15 protein-coding genes are annotated in these 22518 nt (G+C 45.7%); 5 read left to right on the forward strand and 10 right to left on the reverse strand.

Going from position 1 to position 22518, the window contains the following annotated elements:
* Nucleotides 1-63: 63 nt before the first annotated feature.
* Entirely contained in the window at nucleotides 64-609 is a 546-nt protein-coding gene (locus DXN04_RS17540) for a hypothetical protein (protein WP_116854688.1), read from the reverse strand.
* 147 nt (nucleotides 610-756) lie between these two features.
* Here DXN04_RS17540 and DXN04_RS17545 point away from each other — a divergent pair, with 147 nt between their 5' ends.
* Nucleotides 757-1596 (forward strand): glycoside hydrolase family 16 protein, encoded by an 840-nt coding sequence (locus DXN04_RS17545; protein WP_116854689.1) that lies wholly within the window; start codon nucleotides 757-759, stop codon nucleotides 1594-1596.
* 43 nt (nucleotides 1597-1639) lie between these two features.
* Here the strand turns inward: DXN04_RS17545 and DXN04_RS17550 are convergent, their stop codons facing one another.
* Nucleotides 1640-2167 (reverse strand): hypothetical protein, encoded by a 528-nt coding sequence (locus tag DXN04_RS17550; protein ID WP_199415072.1) that lies wholly within the window; start codon nucleotides 2165-2167, stop codon nucleotides 1640-1642.
* Nucleotides 2168-2269: 102 nt separating this feature from the next.
* On the reverse strand, nucleotides 2270-2791 hold the full coding sequence (locus tag DXN04_RS17555; RefSeq protein WP_116854690.1) for a CPCC family cysteine-rich protein: 522 nt from the start codon (nucleotides 2789-2791) through the stop codon (nucleotides 2270-2272).
* 418 nt (nucleotides 2792-3209) lie between these two features.
* On the opposite strand from DXN04_RS17555, the gene DXN04_RS17560 reads away from it, so the two are divergent.
* Nucleotides 3210-7154, forward strand: coding sequence for a sugar-binding protein (locus DXN04_RS17560; RefSeq protein ID WP_116854691.1), 3945 nt, complete (start codon nucleotides 3210-3212; stop codon nucleotides 7152-7154).
* Nucleotides 7155-7245: 91 nt separating this feature from the next.
* On the opposite strand, the gene DXN04_RS17565 is transcribed toward DXN04_RS17560, so the two are convergent.
* Nucleotides 7246-8844 carry an alpha-amylase family glycosyl hydrolase gene (locus tag DXN04_RS17565; protein ID WP_116854692.1) on the reverse strand — a complete coding sequence of 533 codons (1599 nt, stop codon included), beginning with the start codon at nucleotides 8842-8844 and terminating at the stop codon, nucleotides 7246-7248.
* 100 nt (nucleotides 8845-8944) lie between these two features.
* Between DXN04_RS17565 and treZ the strand changes: the two genes are divergently transcribed.
* On the forward strand, nucleotides 8945-10741 hold the full coding sequence (gene treZ / locus DXN04_RS17570; protein ID WP_116854693.1) for a malto-oligosyltrehalose trehalohydrolase: 1797 nt from the start codon (nucleotides 8945-8947) through the stop codon (nucleotides 10739-10741).
* A 47-nt stretch (nucleotides 10742-10788) separates the two neighbouring features.
* Here treZ and DXN04_RS17575 read toward each other — a convergent pair whose 3' ends face one another.
* The 4 genes from DXN04_RS17575 to DXN04_RS17590 are packed head-to-tail and all read right to left on the reverse strand — an operon-like array spanning nucleotide 10789 to nucleotide 16491.
* Nucleotides 10789-13329, reverse strand: a complete 2541-nt coding sequence (locus DXN04_RS17575) for a DNA gyrase/topoisomerase IV subunit A (RefSeq protein ID WP_116854694.1) — start codon at nucleotides 13327-13329, stop codon at nucleotides 10789-10791.
* Nucleotides 13330-13332: 3 nt separating this feature from the next.
* A complete protein-coding gene (locus DXN04_RS17580) occupies nucleotides 13333-13731 on the reverse strand; it encodes a hypothetical protein (RefSeq protein WP_116854695.1) in 399 nt (132 codons plus the stop codon).
* Between the two features lie 2 nt (nucleotides 13732-13733).
* Nucleotides 13734-14582, reverse strand: coding sequence for a DUF1835 domain-containing protein (locus tag DXN04_RS17585; protein WP_116854696.1), 849 nt, complete (start codon nucleotides 14580-14582; stop codon nucleotides 13734-13736).
* Between the two features lie 7 nt (nucleotides 14583-14589).
* Nucleotides 14590-16491, reverse strand: coding sequence for a DNA topoisomerase IV subunit B (locus DXN04_RS17590; RefSeq protein WP_116854697.1), 1902 nt, complete (start codon nucleotides 16489-16491; stop codon nucleotides 14590-14592).
* A 324-nt stretch (nucleotides 16492-16815) separates the two neighbouring features.
* Here DXN04_RS17590 and DXN04_RS34820 point away from each other — a divergent pair, with 324 nt between their 5' ends.
* A complete protein-coding gene (locus DXN04_RS34820; protein ID WP_158569063.1) occupies nucleotides 16816-16971 on the forward strand; it encodes a hypothetical protein in 156 nt (51 codons plus the stop codon).
* Between the two features lie 202 nt (nucleotides 16972-17173).
* On the opposite strand, the gene DXN04_RS17595 is transcribed toward DXN04_RS34820, so the two are convergent.
* Entirely contained in the window at nucleotides 17174-17842 is a 669-nt protein-coding gene (locus DXN04_RS17595) for a response regulator transcription factor (protein ID WP_116854698.1), read from the reverse strand.
* 55 nt (nucleotides 17843-17897) lie between these two features.
* The gene (locus DXN04_RS17600) at nucleotides 17898-20963 is read right to left on the reverse strand and encodes a sensor histidine kinase (protein WP_147319969.1); all 3066 of its coding nucleotides are present in this window, start codon (nucleotides 20961-20963) and stop codon (nucleotides 17898-17900) included.
* A 206-nt stretch (nucleotides 20964-21169) separates the two neighbouring features.
* Here DXN04_RS17600 and DXN04_RS17605 point away from each other — a divergent pair, with 206 nt between their 5' ends.
* Nucleotides 21170-22201 carry a YCF48-related protein gene (locus tag DXN04_RS17605; protein WP_116854700.1) on the forward strand — a complete coding sequence of 344 codons (1032 nt, stop codon included), beginning with the start codon at nucleotides 21170-21172 and terminating at the stop codon, nucleotides 22199-22201.
* The last annotated feature ends 317 nt before the right edge of the window (nucleotides 22202-22518 follow it).

Here is a 22518-nt window from a genome sequence, read left to right on the forward strand (position 1 = left end):
GGTTGAATAAAAGAGGGCTGCCTTTGTACAAGGCAGCCCTCTTCATCTTTTATCCCGGTGAGATTATTTCATTTCAACACCTACACTTACTCTTGTTTCATCCAGGAATAAATTCAGGCTCTTGGGTTTTGTACCCGCAGGCAGTCTGAATTTATTATCTTCTGAAGACTTGGTAGATTCTGCATCAGCAGATACAGTATTGTAGTTTTCATGTGTGATATTGGTACCATTATCCAGTGTAAGACGGAAATCGTTTGGATTCAGGTACACACTGTTTTCGCCTACTTTATTCTTGTTAGTGAGTTCTATCTCATAGGTGAGCTCAGTACCGGTTACTTTACCTTCATTGTCCTGCAGTTCTACAGCTTTACCATTTTTAAGTCTTATGAAAGCTTCTTTCTTCTTGCCCAGGAAAGCCGTATCCGGGGAGAAAGTTACAGTATAAGATTTAGGTTCGTTGGCAGGGGCTGGAGTAGCACTATTGTTTTCTGGTTCAGTCGTACTGGTAGTATTCGCGCTGCTGTCGGCATTTTCGGATGTAGTTTTGCTTTTGCAGGCAGCGAAAAAGATTGCAATCGAGAATACAGATGCCAGAATGGTTTTGTTCATTTTTATATTTATTGGTTTAACAATACTTATTTGGGTAAGGCAAATGTATGAAATATTGAGTAAATAATGAGTAGTGGCTGTTTTAAGGATAAATTAATTTAATTGCACATATTTAAACTTTACCTTTGCGCGATTAACTCATAACCTATGAACCAATTGAAAAAACCTGTTATCGTAGCATTTACGATAATTACCTGCCTCTTTTCTTTTTCTTCCTGCAAAAAAGATAGTAATAACAACAGCGTAGATACCGATGATCCGGCAAGTGCTGATCCGACGCTGACACTGGTATGGTCGGATGAATTTAACGGAAGCACTATCGACACAACGAAATGGAATTTTGAAGTGAATGGTGATGGTGGCGGCAATGGTGAAGCACAGTATTATACAGCCAGGAGCACCAATGCAGCTATTAAGGACGGTAAGCTCGTGATTACCGCCCGGAAGGAGAACTACTCAGGCAAGAGCTATACTTCTGCGCGTTTAACTACGCAGAACAAGGCAGCGTATACCTATGGCCGTGTGGAGGCAAGGATCCAGTTGCCCACAGGTCGGGGTATGTGGCCGGCATTCTGGATGCTGAGTGCAAAGACACCTTTGGAGTGGCCGCATGATGGCGAGATTGATATTATGGAAGCGGTGGGTTACAGACCGGATACAACGTTCAGTAATATTCACTGTACGGCTGTGGGATATGGTGATTTGCTGCCCGTGCCGGATTATGGCAGAACCTACCATGTATATGCGACTGACTGGACGGCGGATAGTCTGAAGTTTTATGTGGATGACAGGTTGATTGTAAGTTATGCAAATGCGCACCTGGCAGATGCTACGGCGGCTTATAATCAATGGCCCTTTAATCATAATTTCTTTATGATTCTGAATGTGGCCGTAGGTGGCGCATGGGGAGGCATTAATGGGATAGATGATACGATCTTCCCCCAGGCGATGAGTGTAGATTGGGTAAGAGTGTATCAGAGAAAGTAATGTAATAAGCGTTCGCCGCTGGCGAACGCTTATCTAAAAACCATTATTTTTTATGGAAACGGATGTTATACGTTGCACCTATACCCGCATACTGTAAGCTGCTTCCATTTTCTTCGCTTCTGAAAATGCCATTATAGAAAGCAAAGAAATTCCAGTTATAATTATGATACCCTAACTGAGGCCTTACATACACCCCGCCAGTAGCACCATCTACACCTGTAATAAAGCTATACCCCGCATCAGTACCTGCAAAGAATCCACGACTCTTTGGATAGTACCTAACGAATAAGCCTAATGGAACTGTTCCAAAATTCTTAAAGCCATCTTTGGGGAAGAAATGGTTATACCCTGTAGTCAGACCTAAACCTACGTGATTAGTAGACATGACCTGCCCTTTTAATTCAGCGCCTAATGTGAAATTGCTTGTCTTTGAGAGATTACCAAAAGGCACGCCTGCATTGACACCCAGCTTCAGCCATGAATTCTTACTGGTTACTTCTTCTGGTTGCGATTGCGCAAATGTAACGACTGACAGTGCTGTTAAGACCATTAATAATACTACCTTTTTCATATGTCCCTCCTTGTTTTAGAAACGTGTTTTAACGTTACTATAACAAACAGAATGCCATAACCATCAGGCATGCTTAACAGATGAGCGCTACTGTATTACCAATCAGGCTTTCAGGTACTTGTTCGGATGCTTGTTGACGATGTCAATATAAGCCGGATCAGAAGCTCCCATCGCCTTGTAATTATCTCTTCCCTGTTGTAAAGTGAGGTGATTAACTGAACTGTATTTTGTTGGATCATCATTACCATCATCTTCCCAATAGCAATTCGGACATACATCGTATGCACCGGATTCTTCTACGGTACGATAGCCACAACAGGGGCATGGTTCATAGAGCAATGGCTCACCTTCGATGCCTATTTCATGATGGTACAAATCCCTGAGGTCTTCTACTATAAATTCGTTGGTCACATTGAGCAGGCCGGACCTGAGATAATCTACGATGTCGTGATTATATTCGGGGCCATCTATATGTGCATCTTCGATTTCTTCGTCTGCTTTATCTGATTCAATTAATAATTCAGCGACGATGTCCTTTCTTTTTTCCGGATGCATGGTAAGGAGCTTTTGCCAGGCTAATAAAGTCATGGCATCTTCGCGGCTGATGATAATCTGATTGGGCATAACAAGATTTTATTTTAAACGTGGATAGAGAACGAATGTAACGGATAATTATATCCATGGGTAATGAGGCATTACATAAATTATAATTGTATATACATGTTATTACACTTCAACCCATTTTTGTAATTCCATATAACTATTATTGATAGCCAGGAGGAAGCGGGGCTCCTGATGGCCAGCATTTCCTTGTCCCGTCTTTCCAGAGGGAATAACCAGCAGCAGCATATTGAGGATGTGCAAAGGATGACATTTTCCAGTAAAAAGCCTCATAATCTGTCTATATATTTCCTCACAAGACAACATTCATTATCAATATATTACATCCATTTTGGGCGCTTTATTTCTATATTTCCCATGCACTAATTGCCGGTTCTCCCCTTCTACCTTTTCTTTGAATTCCTCTAAATACCTATCAAAGATGAGAAAAACCGGTTCCCTTTTAATGATGGTCCTTTTTGCGCACCATCTGTCATTTGCCCAGAGTGATGGGCTTCCACGAGGCGCTTACCAGCTGCCTTATACCCGTTATGAAGCTGACAATGCCACTTTAAGCGGTGGAGCAACTGTACAATCTTCGCCGCAGTTTGTGCAGACAGACATTGCCTCAGAAGCTTCTGACCAGAAGTATGTGAGCTTATCGGCCAACAATGCCAGTATTGAATGGACCCTCACAGCTGCCGCACAAGGTGTGGACCTGCGGTTCACCATGCCGGATGATAATACCGGCAATGGCCTTAGCGGCTCACTGGGATTGTATGTAAATGGTACAAAGGTGAGAGACATTGCACTTTCCTCTTACTGGGCATACCAGTATTTTCCTGCTGCCGACCCGGTGCAGACCCCGGGAGGCAAAACCTTTATGCGCTTTGATGAAGTGCACTTCAGATTGAATAATGCACTGAATGCCGGCGACAAGATTATGATCAAAAAAGATAATGGCGACGGGCTGACCTATGGTGTCGATTTCATCGAACTCGAACCCGTGCCCGCAGCCTTGTCTCAACCAGCCAATTACCTGTCCGTGACGGATTATGGCGCAGTAGCAAATGACCAGAACGATGACTTTGCAGCATTTAATGCATGTATTGCCGCAGCCGTATCACAGGGAAAGAACGTCTACATTCCTACAGGGCGTTTTTTGTTGAGTGATAAACTGACACTGAACGTGAGCAACCTGAAAATACTGGGTGCAGGTGTCTGGTACACAGAAGTGTATTTCTCAACGGACAAACAGTTTTATGGGGGAATTTATGCCCGGGCAACAAATGTGGAAATTTCAAATTTCAGTTTGAATACCCAGAACAATGACCGCCTGGTGTACAATGAATCCAATCCGCGACTACCCGGTGAAATGTATAAGACCTACAAGGGTTTTATGGGTACATACGGAACAGGTTCCAGGGTGCACGATATGTGGGTGGAACACTTTGAGTGCGGGTTCTGGATTGCGGGCTATGATGCACCCTACCCTGTGGATATTACGAATGATCTGCAGATTACGAAATGCAGGATCAGGAACAACTATGCGGATGGCGTAAATTTTTGCCAGGGTACCTCCAACTCAATTGTAGAGCAGTGCAGCCTGCGCAACAACGGAGACGATGCACTGGCAGTATGGCCGAATAATGCGGCCGGTGTGACAACAACCTGTAAGAATGATATCTTCCGGTATAATACCGTTGAAAATAACTGGCGCGCAGGCGGTGCTGCACTGTTTGGCGGTACAGGTCATGAGATCCATCACAGTATTTTTAAAGATGGCGTGGCTGGTTCTGCTATCCGCTTTACAAATGATTTCGGTGGGTTTACCTTCGAATACCCGGGTGATGTGATCAGGGTGTATGAAAACACCATCAACGGTTGTGGTACCAGTTACGACCTGTGGAATCAGAAACGCGGAGCAATTGAGTTTTATGCAGGCTCGGGTATCTTCAACTTGCAGTTTGATAATAATACAATCCTGCGTTCTCAAAGGGATGCCATCCAGTTGTACGGTTCCAACATCCACCACCTGGTATTCAACAATACAACTATTGACGGTACAGGTCTTGACCCTGTGACAAGAGACGTGGCTGCAGATGTTTACGGTGGATTTGGCCTGTATGTACAAGCGGGAAGCCAGACAGCGACCTTCAATAACCTGACGGTGACAAATGCCGAATCCGGGGCTTATATTAACAAGAACACTGCCTTTCAGCTCATCATTCAGAACATCAATATCCCGGTAAGCAGCGTAGCGATTAAACCAGCAAATGATACAACGCTGACCACCGGGCAGTCCCTGCAATTATCAGCTGATATCAGCCCCGTCGATGCCACCAATAAGGTAGTAAGCTGGCTGAGTTCCGACAGCACAATTGCGAAAGTAGATGCTACGGGTAAGGTGACTGCCGTAGGCTATGGCACAGCGACTATCACCGTCACTACAGCCAGTGGAAATTTTAAAGCTACCCGCAAGATTACCATCCTGCCGGGCATCAATATCGTAGCGACGCAACCAAATGCTGCAGAAGGTGGCAGTGCAGGTGTGTTCACCATCAGTACTGTGGCTTTAAATAAAACCATTGTCGTGAAGTACGCTGTGAGCGGTACTGCAGGTGCAGCTGATTACAGCCCTTCGCTGAGCGGTAGTGTAACGCTGACACCGACAGCACCATCTTCGACTATTACCATCACACCTGTAGATGATAATATTTTCGAAGGACAAGAAACCCTGAGATTAACTTTACTGAAAGACAGCACCTATAACCTGGGAGGTGATACTACCGCTGTGGTAACTATTGCTGACAATGAGAACCCGCCTTGTGTAGCACCTGTGATTGCACGACTGGCAGATAGTCTGAGCGCGCCTTCGAAAAGTATCAGCAATGTAGTGTTAGGCAGTTTGCCAACGGACTATGCCGGCTCCTGGAAAGCCTTGTATGATAATACTAATTTGTACATTAGAATTTCCCTCAATGACGCAACAAAGATCAATGACTCCGGTAATAGCTGGTGGGAAGATGATGCTGTAGAAATCTTCATTGACGGAGATAACAGTAAAGGCACTGCTTACGATGGCGTGAATGATTTTCAGCTGGGCTTCCGCTGGAATGACCCTGTGATCCATGTAGGTAGTAATTCGGTGAACCGCACTACCGGCATTACTTTCCAGCAGACGGCCACCGCTGTAAACATTACGGTTCCATGGTCTACAATTGGAGTAACCCCTGCCATCGGTAAGACCATAGGCCTGGATGTTCAGATTGATGATGACGACAATGGTGGTACACGCGATGCACAGACCACCTCCTTTGCAACGAATACCACTGCCTTCCAGAACCCGTCTGTATTTGGTACCGTATACCTGACTACCTGCAATAATGCGGTGTTTGCAAATGCAGGACCTGATCAGTCACTCGCTGCAGGTACAACCAGCACAACGCTCTCAGGCACCGCATCCGGCGGCGTGACCTATAGCTGGTCGCAGATCAGTGGCCCGGCTTCTACAATCAGTAATACTACGATTGCTTCACCTTCCGTATCAGGTTTGAGTAATGGCAATACTTATGTATACCAGCTCAGTGTAAGCAATGGTACACAAACCGCTACCGACCAGGTAAGCGTTACTGTAGCGAATACGACTTCGGGAGTAATAGTCCATGCAGGTACGCCTGTAATAGATGGTGTATTGGAAAGCAGCTGGAACCTGTCTCAGACAATTTCTAAAACCACTGTCGGCAGCGTGAATAATACAGCTACCTTCGGATTGATGTGGGATGCCAACAACCTGTATGTGGGTGTGAAAGTACTGGATGCTGCATTGTACAACGATACGCCGGATGCCTGGGATAACGATGCGGTAGAAGTATTTATTAATGTCAACAATACAGTAAGACAGTTTATTAAAACATACAACAGCAGTAATACAGCCATCATCAATGGTGGCTATAGTGTAGAGTTTGCGATTCCATGGTCACAGCTGGGTATTACACCTTCAGCAGGATTAGCTATTGGCTTCGATGTAGCCTACGATGATGATGATAATGGGGCTGCACGCGATGGACAGGCGGCATGGTATGGAACGGCAGATAATTACCAGAGTACGGCTAATTATGGTACGATTGTATTGAATGCAGCAGCGATGGTGTCGAAGCTCGCTGAGTTTTCGATCGCTCCCAATCCTGCTGTAAATGGCCAGACCAAACTGGTGACTCCAGGCAATGGTTACATCCTGATCTACGATATGAGCGGCAAACAGGTATATGGAGCCAAAGCACAACCTGCATTGAACTTACAGCTACAACACCTGCCCAAAGGGATGTATATTGTAAAATATGTAAATGGTGAAATGACGCAAACGAAACCCTTATTGATTCAATAAAAAAAGAAGGTTGTATCAAAAGTAAATTCCCGCTGATCTGACTGAGAAAATATTTTCCTCAATATCTCCGGATTACTTTTGATACAACCTTTTATTTTTCTAATCTGATCACAAGGCCTTCATCTCCATCCAAACTAATCGTATCGGTCAAATAAATTCCTTCTGATTCCGGTATGGTAGCTATTTCCACTTTCCCTGAAAAACTGAAATGAGGCGGTCTGAAATAACAAGGCCAGTGCGTGAGATTCAGGACTATTAAAAACGAATCCGCTCCTTCTGCCTCCCGCATATAAGCCAGCATCTGGTTATCTGCATATACAGGTACATAACTTCCTGCATCAAGTGCTGGCTCATTTGTTCTCAATGAAATTAAACGCTTGTGCAGGGTGAGCATAGAATACGGATCCTGCTGCTGCATCTCTACATTCGCCCTGTGAGAAATTTTCGATAAGCGCAGCCAGGGCTTGCCATCAGTAAACCCTGCATTTTTTGAATTATCCCACTGCATAGGTGTACGCGAGGGGTCCCTGCTCAGGTTCTTATCAGGCATATTCAATCCCTGGGGATCTACGACTTCATCAAATGGAATCGCCACATTGCGCATCGCAATTTCATCACCATAGTAAATAGTAGGTGTACCCCGCAATGTCAACAACAGCATGGCTGCAACACGGGCCTGTTGTACTCCTACCCTGCTTGCTATCCTGTGCTGGTCATGATTACTCAGCACCCAGTTAGGCCAGCCATTCACAGGCAATGCACCTTCGTACTGGTCGATCGCAGTAGAGATCTGCAAGGCTTGCCAGGGCAGTGTGAGCAACTGGAAATTAAAAGGCAGATGTGCCCCATTATTATCCACTCCGTAATATGTCACCAACTGGTGGATAGGAAGATAAATTTCTCCTATCATCACTCTTTCATCATCGATTTCTTCCATCACTGAGCGCATTTTATGCACCAGTTCGTGTACTTCCGGCTGATCGGTAGAATACACAGGCAGCAATTGTGAATACGTACTCATGTGCGGCTCATAATTCGGATCGGGCGGATTGTTGCGGAACTGCGCATCCTTGATCATATGCCACATTACATCCACCCGGAAACCATCTACTCCTTTCTTTAGCCAGAAACGCATGACATCGAACATAGCCTGTTGTACTTCGGGATTGCGCCAGTTCAGATCGGGCTGTTCCCTTAAGAATGCATGGTAGTAATATTGCTGCGTAGTATGATCCCATTCCCAGGCATTACCTCCAAACATACTCAGCCAGTTGTTCGGTACGCCGCCATCAGGCAAAGGATCGTGCCAGATGTACCAGTCACGCTTCGGGTTATCCCTGCTGGAACGGGATTCCACGAACCAGGGGTGCTGATCGGAAGTATGATTAGGTACCAGGTCCAGCAATAATTTCATGCCCCGCTTATGTACTGCTTCAAGTAAATTATCGAAGTCCGCCATGTCGCCAAACAATGGATGAATGCCTGTATAATCGGAAATATCATATCCAAAATCTGCCATGGGCGAAGGATAGACGGGTGAGAGCCATAGGGCGTTGATGCCCAGCCATTGGAGGTAATCAAGTCGCTGCAGTATGCCTTTGAGATCACCTACGCCATCGCCATTGCTGTCCTGAAAACTACGTGGGTATACCTGATAGATAATGCCTGTCTGCCACCATTTTTTATCCATAAGATCCGATTTAAAGGTTCTCTTCAAGCGAACAACATTTCTGCCAAAAGTGTAACACGGCATAATCTTTTCTTATAGACCAGCATAAGTCAGCCATGATATGAAAAATACAGGGGCTTTTTACAAGCAGGATAATACATGTACATTTTGTGTATGGGCACCGGAAAAAGAGCAGGTCACACTTCATCTTATATCCCCGGAAGACAGGTCTCTTGCAATGACCAAAGATGAGGAAGGATATTTTTCTATCACCGTAGAGAATGTCCCTCCCGGCGCAAAATATTTTTATAACATTGATGGACAGGATCTGCCGGATCCCGCTTCCGGCTGGCAGCCGGAGGATATCTTCGGGCCATCGGCCGTGGTAGACCATGCTGCTTATGCCTGGCAGGATCAGCAGTGGCATGGATTGCCGTTTAAGGACCTCGTGTTGTATGAGGTGCATGTGGGAACTTTCTCCCCGGAAGGGACTTTTGAAGGGATTATTCCCTACCTGGACGACCTGAAAGAGACCGGCATCAATGCGCTGGAACTGATGCCGGTGTGCCAGTTTCCGGGAGAGCGGAACTGGGGCTATGACGGGGTGTATCAGTATGCAGTACATCATTCTTATGGTGGTCCGGAAGGACTGAAGAAACTGGTAGATGCCTGTCATCAACGGGGAATTGCCGTGTTCCTGGACGTGGTGTACAATCACCTGGGGGGTGAAGGCAACTATTTTGACCGTTTTGGGCCTTATTTTTCGCAGATCTATTCTATCCCCTGGGGTAGTGCCATCAATTTCGACGGGGCTTATTCTGACGGTCCCAAGGGCTATTTTGCAAATAATGTGATTCATTGGTTCGGCCAGTATCATATTGACGGTTTACGACTGGATGCGGTACATTGTATTTTTGATAACAGTGCAGTGACCTTGTGGGAGGTGATCCAGCATAAGGTAGAGGAGCTGAGCGCCAGTACCGGACGGAAATATTACCTCATCGGGGAGAGCGATCTGAATTCACCTTCGATACTGAAAAGCCCTACCGATGGTGGCATGGGCCTGGATGCGCAGTGGTTGGATGATTTTCACCATATCCTCTATGTGTTGCTGGATAAAGAAGGGCAGTCCCGCTATGCAGATTTTAATAAACTGGAACAATTAGCCAAGGCGTATAAGGATGGATTTGTGCATTCGGGGGAATATGTGCAGTTCAGGAAAAGACGGTATGGGCGTAGCTCTGCAGGGGTTACAGGGGAGCACTTTGTGGTCTTTAATCAAAACCATGATCAGATAGGCAACAGGGTAAAAGGGGAAAGGCTCTCCGTATTGGTGGACCAGGCAAGACTGAAGCTAGCAGCAGCGGCGATCTTCTTATCGCCTTATGTACCGATGTTATTTATGGGCGAGGAATATGGGGAGGATAACCCGTTTTTTTTCTTTGTAAGTTATAAAGAAGAGGAGCACATTAAGGGAATCCAGGAGGGAAGGAAAAAAGAATTTGAGTCGTTTTTGAAGGAGGGTGAAACATTTCCCGATCCACAATCTGAGGAAACGTTTATTCAGTCGAGGCTGGATTGGGGAAAAAGGAAGCAGGGAAAGCATAAGGAGTTGCTGGACTGGCATCGGGATTTAATTCAGTTGCGGCGCACGAACGAAATTTTGCAGAATACAATTAAGGATGATTTGTTTGTGCAGTTAATTGGGGAGAAAGGGTATGTGTTGCACAGGCAGAGCAGGAACGGGATGGAGCATTTGCTGTGCTTATTTAATTTGTCGGATGAAGAGTTGGAATATGAGATGCCGACGTTTAAGGATGAATGGAATAAGATATTGGATTCAGAGGCAAATATCCACTCATTAAAAGCTGGTGAAATTTGCCATTTGCGCCCCACCAGTGTGGTTATTTATGGATAGTCAATAAAAGAAAACGCTTTTGCCGGGTGGCAAAAGCGTTTTTAATTTTAAAATAATTCTCCTTGCGGATTACCATTTCCTTCATCCGGTTCTTCTTCTTCAGAAGCCAGCTCCGCACTAATCAAGTCATCACCTGCGATCCGCGTACCGACAGTCTTCCAGCCTGTCACTTCCACAAACTCAGCCAGGTCAATCTCCTCCTCTTCCGGGTTCCGTTTCTTTCCTGTTTTCAGCAGGATCACCGGTTCAGAATGCGTGGTGATCATTTCCAGGTAATTACCCTGACCTTCCTTAATAAATGAGAACTTATTATTCAGCGTCTGGGTTTCAATCTTGAACCGCTTTGCATTGAATTGCTTTTTATCTGCATCAAAGTAAATCGCGGATACGATCTTCTCCGGATTGAATTTCTCTATATACACCAGCTCATTCGGATCGTAACGGTTGGTCAGTTCAAAGTTAGTCAGCTCATATGTACCGTTTTTAAACGCTACAAACACCTTGTCTTCACCTTCAAATGAACCAATGTACACACCTCTCTCTTCTGTGTTCAGCCGGCCGACCTGGTCATCGTACCAGAGCTTCTGCCCTGCTAAGGTAGATACACCTGCTTCTTTGAACTTCACGGTACGGATCGGGTACTTCGTCACCTGGTTACCCATTGAGTTACGACCCTTGATAGCGATCGTTTCAAAGAACAGGTCGAACTCCTTGTTCCTTGCCGCACAGTTAGGGCTCAGGCGAATGCTCACTACCTCTGCTTCACCATTCGGATTCGCTGTGAAGTAATGCACCTTGGAGTTCTTCTCTCCTTTGGTAGTCAGGTCGTATTCTTTATTGAGGGTGATACCTGTTACATTGAAGCGCTTCGCATAGCTGATACCTGACTTACCATCCACATAAATCATGTTGTAAGTAGTACGTTCATCCCCCTTGCGGAAGATATCGATATGAATGATATCCTTACCTACGAAGGTTTTATCGGCTACCTTGGTCACCAGCATCTTACCATCTTTGCGGAAGATAATGATGTTGTCAAGGTCAGAACAATCTGCTACGAATTCATCTTTTTTCAGGGAAGTACCTACGAAACCTTCTGCGCGGTTTACATAGATCTTTGTATTCGCCATCGCGACCTGCTGTACCTGGATGGTATCGAAGGTCTTGATTTCGGTAATACGCTCACGGCCCTTGCCATACTTCTTCTGGAGACCTTCGTAGTAAGATACGGTAAAGTCTACCAGGTTTGCCAGGTCATGTTTTACCTGTTTGATATCTGCATCGATCGCTTTGATCTGTTCGTTCAGTTCATTGATATCGAGACGGTAGATACGGCGAACCGGCTTCTCAGTCAGTTTCACAATATCCTCACGCATGATCTCCCGCTTCAGGTTCTTCTTATAAGGTACAAAGCGCTTGTCGATCGCAGCGATCACGGCATCCCAGTCTTTATGCTTTTCTTCCAGCTCCTTGTAAATCTGCTTTTCGAAGAAGATCTTTTCCAGGGAGGTGTAGTGCCATTTTTCCTGCAGTTCATTCAGCTTGATTTCCAGCTCACGTTTCAGCAGGTCTTTGGTGAACTCAGCGGAATATTTGAGCAGGTCAGAAACGGTAATGAAGCGCGGTTTATCTTCTACAATCACGCAGGCATTGGGAGAAATAGAGATCTCGCAATCGGTGAATGCATACAGCGCATCGATGGTGATATCAGGAGAAATCCCCGGTGCCAGCTGTACCTCGATTTCAACATCCTTGGCAGTATTATCTACTACTTTTTTGATCTTGATCTTACCGGTATCGTTTGCTTTTACGATAGATTCCATCAGGGCGGTGGTGGTTACACCATAAGGCACGTCCTTCACGATGAGGGTCTTTTTGTCCTTCTCTTCTATGTGGGCACGTACACGTACTTTACCACCACGCTTACCATCGTTGTAGTTAGCGATGTCGATCATACCGCCGGTCATGAAGTCCGGGTAGAGTTCGAACTTCCTGCCTCGCAGGTATTTTATAGAAGCATCAATCAGTTCGTTGAAGTTGTGCGGCAGGATCTTGGTAGACAGGCCCACGGCGATACCTTCAGCACCCTGTGCGAGCAGCAGGGGGAACTTCATAGGCAGTGCCAGCGGCTCGTTTTTACGGCCATCGTAACTTACCTGCCAGGAGGTCGTCTTTGGGTTGTAGGCTACATCCAGCGCAAATTTAGAGAGGCGAGCCTCAATGTAACGGGCTGCTGCCGCATCGTCGCCGGTGCGTACATCCCCCCAGTTACCCTGTGTGTCGATCAACAGGTCTTTCTGCCCCAGGTTCACGATAGCATCTCCGATGGAGGCATCACCATGCGGGTGATACTGCATGGTAGAACCGATAATGTTGGCCACCTTGTTAAAGCGTCCGTCATCCAGTTCCTTCATGGCATGAAGAATACGACGTTGTACTGGCTTTAATCCATCTTCCACGCTGGGTACAGCACGCTCCAATATGACATAGGAAGCGTAATCCAGGAACCAGCTTTCATACATTCCCCCGATGTGGGTAATGTTATGTAAGGATTCGTCCGTTGGTTGTGTATTATCGATGTCGCTCATAATCTATTTGTTGATCATCTTTTCAAATTCATCTCTCCAGATCCGCACCGAGTCATTCCGCACATCGTCCATGGAGTTCATTTCTATAAAGCAGCAGTCGGTGTCGGCTACCAGCTGATGCCATACCAGGATAGGTACTTCTATTCTGGCAGGAGCAATGGCCCTGGTGGTCTGAATGCTGCCGCCGCCCAAAGGACACCAGTGGATGCTGGCTTCTCCTGTGAGGAGGTACAATATTTCAGGATTCTTACCGGCACTTTTGCCTTCGTGGTAATGCTGTCCGCTGCTGCTGCCAGCTTTTCGGTAGCAAAGGATCATTTCGCCGGTACGGTCACTGGACCATATGTGGTTACTCCCTCTGTTGTCGGCACCTACCAGTTCTACTGGTGTTACTTTGATCATGATTATACCAGTTTAACTTCGAAGTCTTTGCTCGTTTTCAGTTCACCCTTACTTTCCAGTTTCCCCTGTTTCACCAGTTCTTTCACACGCCAGCCCAGGTATTGGTCCATGACAGGATATTTCATCTTACCAGTTACCTGGTTGACAACTTTATTCGCTTTCTGGAATTCTGCATTGCTTGCAGCCAGCAGGTCTTTATCGTAAAAAGTAGCCGGCTCACCTCTCAGTTTCTTTCCTCCTTCCAGCAAGCGGATGCCTGCATTCTCGTTCATCAGGCGGCTCCATTCATCACCATCCAGTTCGAATTCCGCCAGGGAAATCGCCCTTGCCAGTTTCTTTGCTTTCAGGAATTCTTTCGGGAGAATCTGATGCAGGTGAGTGGGATAAAAAACACCTCCTTTTTCATTCAGGAAAGGAAGGTTGTTGAGATAGATGATGAAGATACGGCCTGCGAAGTCATAGAGTTGACTTACCAGCCAGAAATAACCGGTCACATCACGGGCATTCTGCCCTGCCCAGATCCATACCTGGAGTTCGGGATCTGCCTTGAGACGTGCTTTGAGTGCTTTGAACTTTTCCGGGTCAGGGCTGGTTTCCTCTTCTACAGGTTGCGCTTCTGTCTCGTTTTCGATCAGTACAGGCGCAGCAGGTGCCGGTTCTACCCCTGCCAGCTGGTTCCACCATTGGCGGCGACCAGCCTGTCCATCTTTAGTATCGAGTATGAACAAGGGGCCGATGGACAGATCATCCTCAAAATACAGGATGTCTCCCTTCAGCTGCTCATCCAGTTCAAACGCGCCCTGAATGGGGGCTACGGATGATTCACCAAATACGATATGCACCGTTTCCATTCAGTCTTTATTCTGCTTCTTCAATCAGGTCTTTTTCGTACCTGAGGTTACCAATAATAAATTCCTGCCTTGTCTGGGTATTCTTGCCCATATAGTATTCCAGCAGTTTCTGGATATGTGTGTCCTTGGACAGGATCACCGGTTCCACCTTCATATCATCATTGATGAAGGTGCCAAATTCCTCGGGAGAGATCTCTCCCAGACCTTTGAACCGGGTGATTTCCGGTTTGTTGCCCAGTTTTTTGATCGCTTTCTGTTTCTCTTCTTCTGAGTAACAATAGATAGTTGTCTGCTTGTTACGCACACGGAAGAGGGGTGTCTCCAGGATGTACAGGTGACCATTCTTCACCAGGTCCGGGAAAAACTGCAGGAAGAAGGTCAGCAACAGCAGGCGGATGTGCATACCATCCACATCGGCATCGGTAGCTACTACGATCCTGTTGTAACGCAGGCCTTCCAGTCCTTCCTCGATGTTCAGCGCATGCTGGAGCAGGTTGAACTCCTCATTTTCATACACGATCTTCTTGGTCAGACCAAAACTGTTCAGTGGTTTACCACGCAGACTGAATACTGCCTGTGTTTCCACGTTGCGTGACTTGGTAATGGAACCGCTGGCACTGTCACCTTCTGTAATGAAGATGGTCGTGTTCAGGCGTTTATTTTCCAGGTCTCCTTTATCTCTTGAAGGTATTTCGTCATTGAAGTGCAGGCGGCAGTCGCGCAGCTTGCGGTTGTGCAGGTTCGCTTTCTTCGCTCTTTCATTTGCCAGTTTCTTGATACCCGCCAGTTCTTTACGCTCACGTTCACTCTGCTCGATACGGCGCTTCAGGGCATCGGCAGTAGCAGGGTTCTTGTGCAGGAAGTCGTCCAGGCTCTTGGAGAGGAATTCCAGCACGAAGGCCTTCATTGAAGGACCACCTTCATAAACAGTGAGGGATCCCAGCTTGGTTTTGGTCTGGGATTCGAACACCGGTTCCTGTACCCTTACTGAAATAGCCGCACAGATAGAGGTACGGATGTCAGTTGCTTCGTAGTCTTTCTTGTAGAAGTCCCTTACGGTCTTTACGAAGGCCTCACGGAAAGCTGCCAGGTGCGTACCACCCTGGGTGGTGTGCTGACCGTTTACAAAGGAGTAGTATTCCTCACCGTATTGGCTGGCATGGGTGATGGCCACTTCAATATCCTCCCCTCTTAAATGAATAATGGGGTAGCGCAGTTCATCCTCATTGGTTTTGCGCTGCAGCAGGTCCAGTAATCCATTTTTAGAGACGTATTTCTTATCGTTGAAGTTGATGGTAAGACCTGCGTTCAGGAAACAATAGTTCCAGATCTGGTTTTCCAGGAACTCGGGGATATAACGGTAATTGCGGAATACGGTATCATCCGGGGTAAAAGTCACCAGGGTACCGTTGGGTTCCTTGGTAGGTCCTTCCTTGTGTTCCCTGGTCAGAACGCCTCGCTCGAACTCGGCTACCTTGGAGCGGCCATCGCGGATGGATTCCACGCGGAAGTAATTGGAAAGCGCGTTCACTGCTTTGGTACCCACCCCATTCAGACCCACAGATTTCTGGAAGGCCTTACTATCGTACTTGGCACCGGTGTTGATCTTACTCACCACGTCTACCACCTTTCCGAGGGGAATACCACGCCCGAAGTCGCGGATCGTTACACTATGTTCTGTCACTTTAATATCCACCTGCTTGCCGAAGCCCATTGTGTGCTCGTCAATACAGTTATCTACCACCTCTTTCAGCAAAATATAGATACCATCGTCCATACTGGAACCATCTCCCAGCTTACCGATGTACATACCCGGACGAAGGCGGATGTGTTCGCGCCAGTCCAGCGAGCGTATGGAGTCTTCGGTATAGGCTGCTGCTGTTAGATCTTTCTTATCCGTGTTAGCCATATTATATAGAAATTCCAATTTTCAGTTCAAAATGGGGCAAATTGCCTGACCGGGAGCAATATTACTAAAACTTTTAGCAAAATCCGGTTGCGGGCAAAAATAAAGGTTTCATTGTATGATCCCAAGTAGAAATTATACAATATGAGGAATTAAGTGGTAAACAGGCCCTTCATATTATCAATTTCCTCCCTGCTTTCCGGTATTTTTCATAAAAACCCATGCAAAATTACACTTAAATGTTACTCAGTGCATTACCTTTACATGAGTAAATTTTCTATATTTACGAAGTAACATTCTTTTGTCTTAACACCTATGTCCTAAACTATGAAAACACTTTTTCTTATCCTTATGATAGCAATGCTCGCTGCAGCATTCGTGGTTACTTACCTGGTAAATAAGGAGCAGCGCTCCATGAACCGTTTAAGTGGTACTTTCATCAAGATGATCCAGAAGTTCGACTCCTGGCAGATGATGAGATAGTTTTGTTTTTTATTCTCCTAAAAATTATTCCATTTTCCTATGAGAACCAATCTTTTATTCAAGCTGGCGTGTATGGCAATTGCGGCAGTGGTGCTTTCTGTGCACCTCATGCGCAAGCGGCTGCGTGCTTAAAGAAATAACCTGATTAAGTAAAAAGCCGGATCGCAATTGCAATCCGGCTTTTTTGATTTAATCGAAAAAATTATCTGTTATAATACTTATTGACAGCGTCTGTACGGCTTCTTACATGTAGTTTCTCGTAGATATTGTGAACGTGTCTTCTCACCGTTTCTATGGAAATAAAGAGATTACTTGCGATCTCCTTGTATAAGAATCCTTTACTCAACTGATCCAGGATCTCCTTTTCCCTGGATGTCAATGCTTCGAGTGCCGGGTTTGGCTTCGCCTGCTTCTGGAAGTAAGCTACCACTCTTCTGGCAATCTGGGAGCTCATCGGAGAACCACCTTCATGCAGGTCCCTGATCGCTTCCAGCAATTCTCCCGGAGGTGTCTTTTTTAAAATATACCCACTTGCCCCTGCCTCCAGTGCCTGAAAGATTTTATCATCATCTTCATACACCGTCAGCATCATAAAGTGCATATCCGGATATTCGTTTTTCAGTCGCGCAATGCACTCAATACCATTCATCCCGCCAGGCAGGTTAAAATCCATCAGAACTACATTGGGTAACAAATTAGGGATCTGTTCAACGGCCGTCTCCCCATTATTGAAGGCACCAATACACGCATAACCATCAGAGCCATTGATCAACAGTTCCATGGCTGTACGAATATCATGGTTATCTTCAACAATCGCCACGGAAATAATATCCATGTTATCCTGCGATTTCTTCTTAGAGTATACAGTCATTTATATCAGTTGTTATTATTTTCTATGAGGTCAACCCAATAATACAAATATATAATTAAATTAATGGTATATCCAGGAAAACTCTGGTTCCATTGTCTGATGAGATATCAGCCGATCCGCCTACTGCCGCCATCCTTTTCTGGATGTTTTTTAAACCATTTCCAAACAACCTTACCTTCTCCTGATCAAAGCCCTTACCATTATCTTTTATCATAATGGTCATGTTCTTATGCATTTCTATTTGTATCACTACTTCAGTAGCCTGTGCATGTTTCACCACATTGTGTAAGGATTCCTTCACAGCAAGGTAAATATTCCGCCTGGTTCCGCCACTTAACTTAATATTGGGTATGCTTTCCGGGATATAAAACTGATGCGTTATATGCGCATGTTCCAGGAAGTCAGCCGCAAAGCTACGCATATATGCGATCAAATTCTCCAAAGAATCATTTGAAGAGTTCATCGCCCAAATTATTTCACTCATTTTGTCTACAAGCTCACCCGCTGCTTCCGAGATCCGCTCTATCTCCCGCGTCTGGTTCGTATCCTGGATCTTGCGCTTTGCAATTTCACTGAGTAATCGTATTGTAGACAAGCCGGAACCAAGGTCATCATGCATATCGCTGGAGATACGTGCCCTTTCCTGGTCTACCGCCTGCTCTTTTTCAAGTTTTAACTTCTCATGCCGGATCTTGTAGTCAAGGTAGAGCGTGGAGAAATAATACGCCACACCCAGCAGGAGTAACAACAACAGGAACCTGAACCACAGCGATTGCCAGAATGGAATACGTATCACAATTTCCAAAGTCGTAGGGGTACTGTTCCAGATATCGTCATTGTTGGATGCCCGCACATTAAAAGTGTAAGTACCCGGCCGCAGGTTGGTATAACGTGCCATCCTGAAAGTACCCGCCTGCACCCAGTCTTCATCTGCCCCATCCAGTTTATACTGCACTTTATTCTTCAGTGGATTAGTAAATTCCAGCGGCACAAATTCTATGGCGATTGTATTGTGGTTGTAAGGTAATTCGATCCTGCGCAACAGGGATAGGGCTGTATCTGATTCGTATGGTTTATCCAGCACTTCCATGCGCATGATTACAACTTTCGGTTTGGAAGGGTTGTTCCTGAAATCCTTCGGATAGAAACCATTCACCCCCCTGATGCCTCCAAAAAATAATTCACCATCGGTCGATTTATAAAATGCACCGGTGTTGAACTCGTTTGATTGCAAGCCATCTTCGTAATTGTATGTAGTGATTTCATCAGTGACCTGGTTGATCTGGGAAAGGCCTTTGTTGTGGCTCACCCAGATGCGGTCCTTATCGTCGAGTAATACACCGTAGAAATAATCATTCACCAGGGACGGGAAGGTGTAACTATTGTAATGCTGGATGATCTGGTTCTTTTCATCCATTACGAACAACCCTTTGGAAGTCGCTACGAGCAACTGTTTGTGCGCGTTCTTATTGATTGATTTTACAATCGTACCAGGCGGTAAATTGATCTTTTCCCAACTCGGGCTATCCGCCTTTTTCACATACACTGCTACCTTGGTGCCCACATATTTATTGCCCAGGAAATCTTCAAAATAAGTAGTCAGTATTTCGTCCGGGAACTCGTGGATGATAGAGGCTTTGTAAGTTCTGCCTACAGGCATCATCTGCAGCAGGTAACTGCCGTAATTGAAGTAAACTTCGCCGGTGTTGCGCTTGAACAGGAATGGATAAATATCTTCCTGGTTCGGCATGCCAAGTGCTTTTACAGATGCAGTAAGATCTTCGAAACGATGGTTGTGTACATTGAACAAACCGATGAACATATCAGAGAAATGGAACCATAGGTGTTCAAAATCTTCTCTGCAGATGGCATTCAGGTTCTTGGCAGGGAAGATATTATTCCGCCCGTCATCCCCCGGTATACGTTCCAGCCACTTCCCTCCTTTCTCATAAATATCCAGTCCATCGTGCATGAGGCCTACATAGAGTTTGCCATCATCATGCTTGTACACAGCCCTGACCATATTGTGCGTGATAAAGGGCGAGCGGTACAGGTTGAACACCTTCTTGTTCGGAGAATATTTTTTAATCCCATCCCCATCTGTGCCTACCCACATATTGTCGCTCGCATCGCGGTACAGGTAGGTCACAACATTCCAGCTCCTGGTTTCAGAGCCATTAAAAGTGACAATGTGATTGATAATTTCGTTGCGTTTAATGTTGTAGACGATGATTCCGTCCGTACCACCAATCCATACATTGCCATGCTGATCCAGCTCCATACAGAGCGGTACGAATGAGATATCTTTTTCATCGTGCTGGTCAAAGGTGAGTGGTGTATACTTATTCAGTTTTTTATTAAAGAGCACTACATGTCCCTGAGATGCGATAATGAGCGTATCACTATTCAGGTTGCGGATCACAGGGTGAGTGGTAATTCCCGGAAGACAGTACGTAGTAACGCGGAGTGTTTTGATATTCATGGCCAGCAGTTCACCGGCTTCGAAGATCATCCAGATTGTGTTGCCATCTTTGATTACGGCGGATGCCGACAAACCTTTGCGCAACATGGCTGGCGGATAGAGGATCAGTCGCCTGATGGCGTAGGTCTTGTAGTCGAGTACATAAAGGCCTTTTGCTGGTCGCCATACATAGAGCGCATTCTGTGCAGTATCCTCACCCAGGATCTTGAACTTACTGCCGGTATCCCGCTCGCCATTACTTGCCCAGGTAGTGTCTTCCAGTACGTTTTCAAAACTGTTGCGGTATTCGTCGTAGACACTGATACCGTAGTTATGTGTAAGTATCAGCTGGTGATGAGCGTTGCGGTACAGGGAATAGCCCTTGTAGCCTTTCAGGGCGAAGCGGTTGATGAGGGCACGGCCACCGGTGTTGCTCCGGGTCCCCAGATTGCCTTTCCCCTGCCCCGCTATCTCGCGGGAACTGGGGTTGTAACGGTATTCATTGAACACATAGCCATCAAACCGGTTCACACCGTCATGCGTAGCAATCCACATGAATCCCTGGGTATCTTCCAGAATGTCATACACGGAATTTTGAGAAAGCCCTTCATTCACCCCGTATGAGTCGAAGATATACGGCTTTTCCTGTGCCTGTAACACAGTCACTGGTAAGGTGCATAGGAAAAACAATAAAAGAGTCCTTATTTTCTGCGCCGCCCGTTGCAATGACAATATTAAAGTTAAAAGAGGTTAGTAATGCATGTTTAACTGTGTCCACAAAAACGCAGTGCTTGCAAATATATAAATCTGCTACACACTTTCTAATGATTTTGTAATTTTCTTGCCTGAACTGTCAATAATAACCCATGCAAAAATTCATCAAATCCTTACTCCTGCTACATTCTGTATTCTTTTTTCATTTTTCCCAGGCCTATGCGCAGCAAAAACCAGTCATTAAACTACTTGAAACCCCGCCTATAGCGAGTATCAGAGGTATGTCCGTCGTAAATGACTCCATTGTGTGGGTGTCTGGCACCGGCGGACAAGCAGGCTTGACCACTGATGGTGGCAGGCACTGGCAATGGATAAAAGTTCCCGATCATGATAGTATGGACTGGAGGAGTCTGCAGGCATTTAGTAGCCAGCAGGCACTGCTGTTAAATGCCGGTTCTCCTGCCCATGTCATGCGCACCACAGATGGAGGCAAAACCTGGAAGAAAGTATATGAGGACACTACAAAGGGCATTTTTTTTGATGATATCGTATTCCTTGATGACAACAGAGGTTGGGCTATCGGTGATCCCATTCCACCGGATGCTAAATTTGCTTTAATTAATACATATGACGGTGGTAAAACCTGGGTGAAAAGTCAACATTACCTGCTGGCAGAACCCGGAGAAGCTCTCTTTGCAGCCAGTGGAACAAACCTGGTAGCTCAATACTATGAAAATAAAATCGTGGGAGGTATGGTCACCGGTGGAAAGGTGAGCAGGTTCATTTACGATTATAACATCGTCGTATTACCTATCACCCAGGGCAGCCCCAGCAAGGGCGCTTTCTCCCTGGCATTTGAAAGGGATGGGCAAAAAGGCGTGATCGTAGGCGGAGACTACCTGCACGATAAGGATACTACCAGGAATTGTGTGTATACAAATGATTATGGGAAAACCTGGAACCTGTCTGTCACGTCTCCCGGGGGCTATCGGTCCTGTGTAGTACATGTAAGCGGAGATCTGTTCCTTGCCACCGGTACCTCGGGCACAGACATCTCCCGAGACGGAGGGGTGCATTGGGAAAAGATCAGTGATGAAGGATTTAATGTAGCCGGCGTGTCACCAAATGGAAAGAAGATCTGGCTGGCAGGCAGCCGCAAACTGGGTATCATCGAACTACCTTAATAAAAAAGGGGTATTGAAAAACACCCCCGAAAAAATAGGTTAAAGCAAAAAGTATATTATTCAGAGTGGAAAGATAATCCGGGAATGCATTACTTGTATGTGAATTTTCGCCAATGTGTTATTTTTACAGGTAACGGCAGATAACCAGCGCCGAATGATATAATATCAGGTAGCGTATCAGTTTGAATTTCATTTTAAAAAACAGGATTTTGTGTATAACAAAGCATTAAAATCCGGAAGAGGCCGGCAAACGGTTGCATTAAATTTAAACTGATCTGCTACCTAAAATCGAAACACTGTTATAACAATATTTTTTT

Origin of the sequence: Chitinophaga silvisoli (assembly GCF_003412465.1) — a bacterium.
Classification (GTDB): Bacteria; Bacteroidota; Bacteroidia; order Chitinophagales; family Chitinophagaceae; genus Chitinophaga; species Chitinophaga silvisoli.

Bases quoted from the DNA above. Each gene is read 5' to 3' on its own strand.
- DXN04_RS17550 (WP_199415072.1), bottom strand. From the start codon at position 2,167: ATGAAAAAGGTAGTATTATTAATGGTCTTAACAGCACTGTCAGTCGTT.
- DXN04_RS17575 (WP_116854694.1), bottom strand. From the start codon at position 13,329: ATGAGCGACATCGATAATACACAACCAACGGACGAATCCTTACATAAC.
- DXN04_RS17545 (WP_116854689.1), top strand. From the start codon at position 757: ATGAACCAATTGAAAAAACCTGTTATCGTAGCATTTACGATAATTACC.
- treZ (WP_116854693.1), top strand. From the start codon at position 8,945: ATGAAAAATACAGGGGCTTTTTACAAGCAGGATAATACATGTACATTT.
- DXN04_RS17565 (WP_116854692.1), bottom strand. From the start codon at position 8,844: ATGGATAAAAAATGGTGGCAGACAGGCATTATCTATCAGGTATACCCA.
- DXN04_RS17585 (WP_116854696.1), bottom strand. From the start codon at position 14,582: ATGGAAACGGTGCATATCGTATTTGGTGAATCATCCGTAGCCCCCATT.
- DXN04_RS17560 (WP_116854691.1), top strand. From the start codon at position 3,210: ATGAGAAAAACCGGTTCCCTTTTAATGATGGTCCTTTTTGCGCACCAT.
- DXN04_RS17590 (WP_116854697.1), bottom strand. From the start codon at position 16,491: ATGGCTAACACGGATAAGAAAGATCTAACAGCAGCAGCCTATACCGAA.
- DXN04_RS17605 (WP_116854700.1), top strand. From the start codon at position 21,170: ATGCAAAAATTCATCAAATCCTTACTCCTGCTACATTCTGTATTCTTT.
- DXN04_RS17580 (WP_116854695.1), bottom strand. From the start codon at position 13,731: ATGATCAAAGTAACACCAGTAGAACTGGTAGGTGCCGACAACAGAGGG.
- DXN04_RS34820 (WP_158569063.1), top strand. From the start codon at position 16,816: ATGAAAACACTTTTTCTTATCCTTATGATAGCAATGCTCGCTGCAGCA.
- DXN04_RS17540 (WP_116854688.1), bottom strand. From the start codon at position 609: ATGAACAAAACCATTCTGGCATCTGTATTCTCGATTGCAATCTTTTTC.
- DXN04_RS17555 (WP_116854690.1), bottom strand. From the start codon at position 2,791: ATGCCCAATCAGATTATCATCAGCCGCGAAGATGCCATGACTTTATTA.
- DXN04_RS17595 (WP_116854698.1), bottom strand. From the start codon at position 17,842: ATGACTGTATACTCTAAGAAGAAATCGCAGGATAACATGGATATTATT.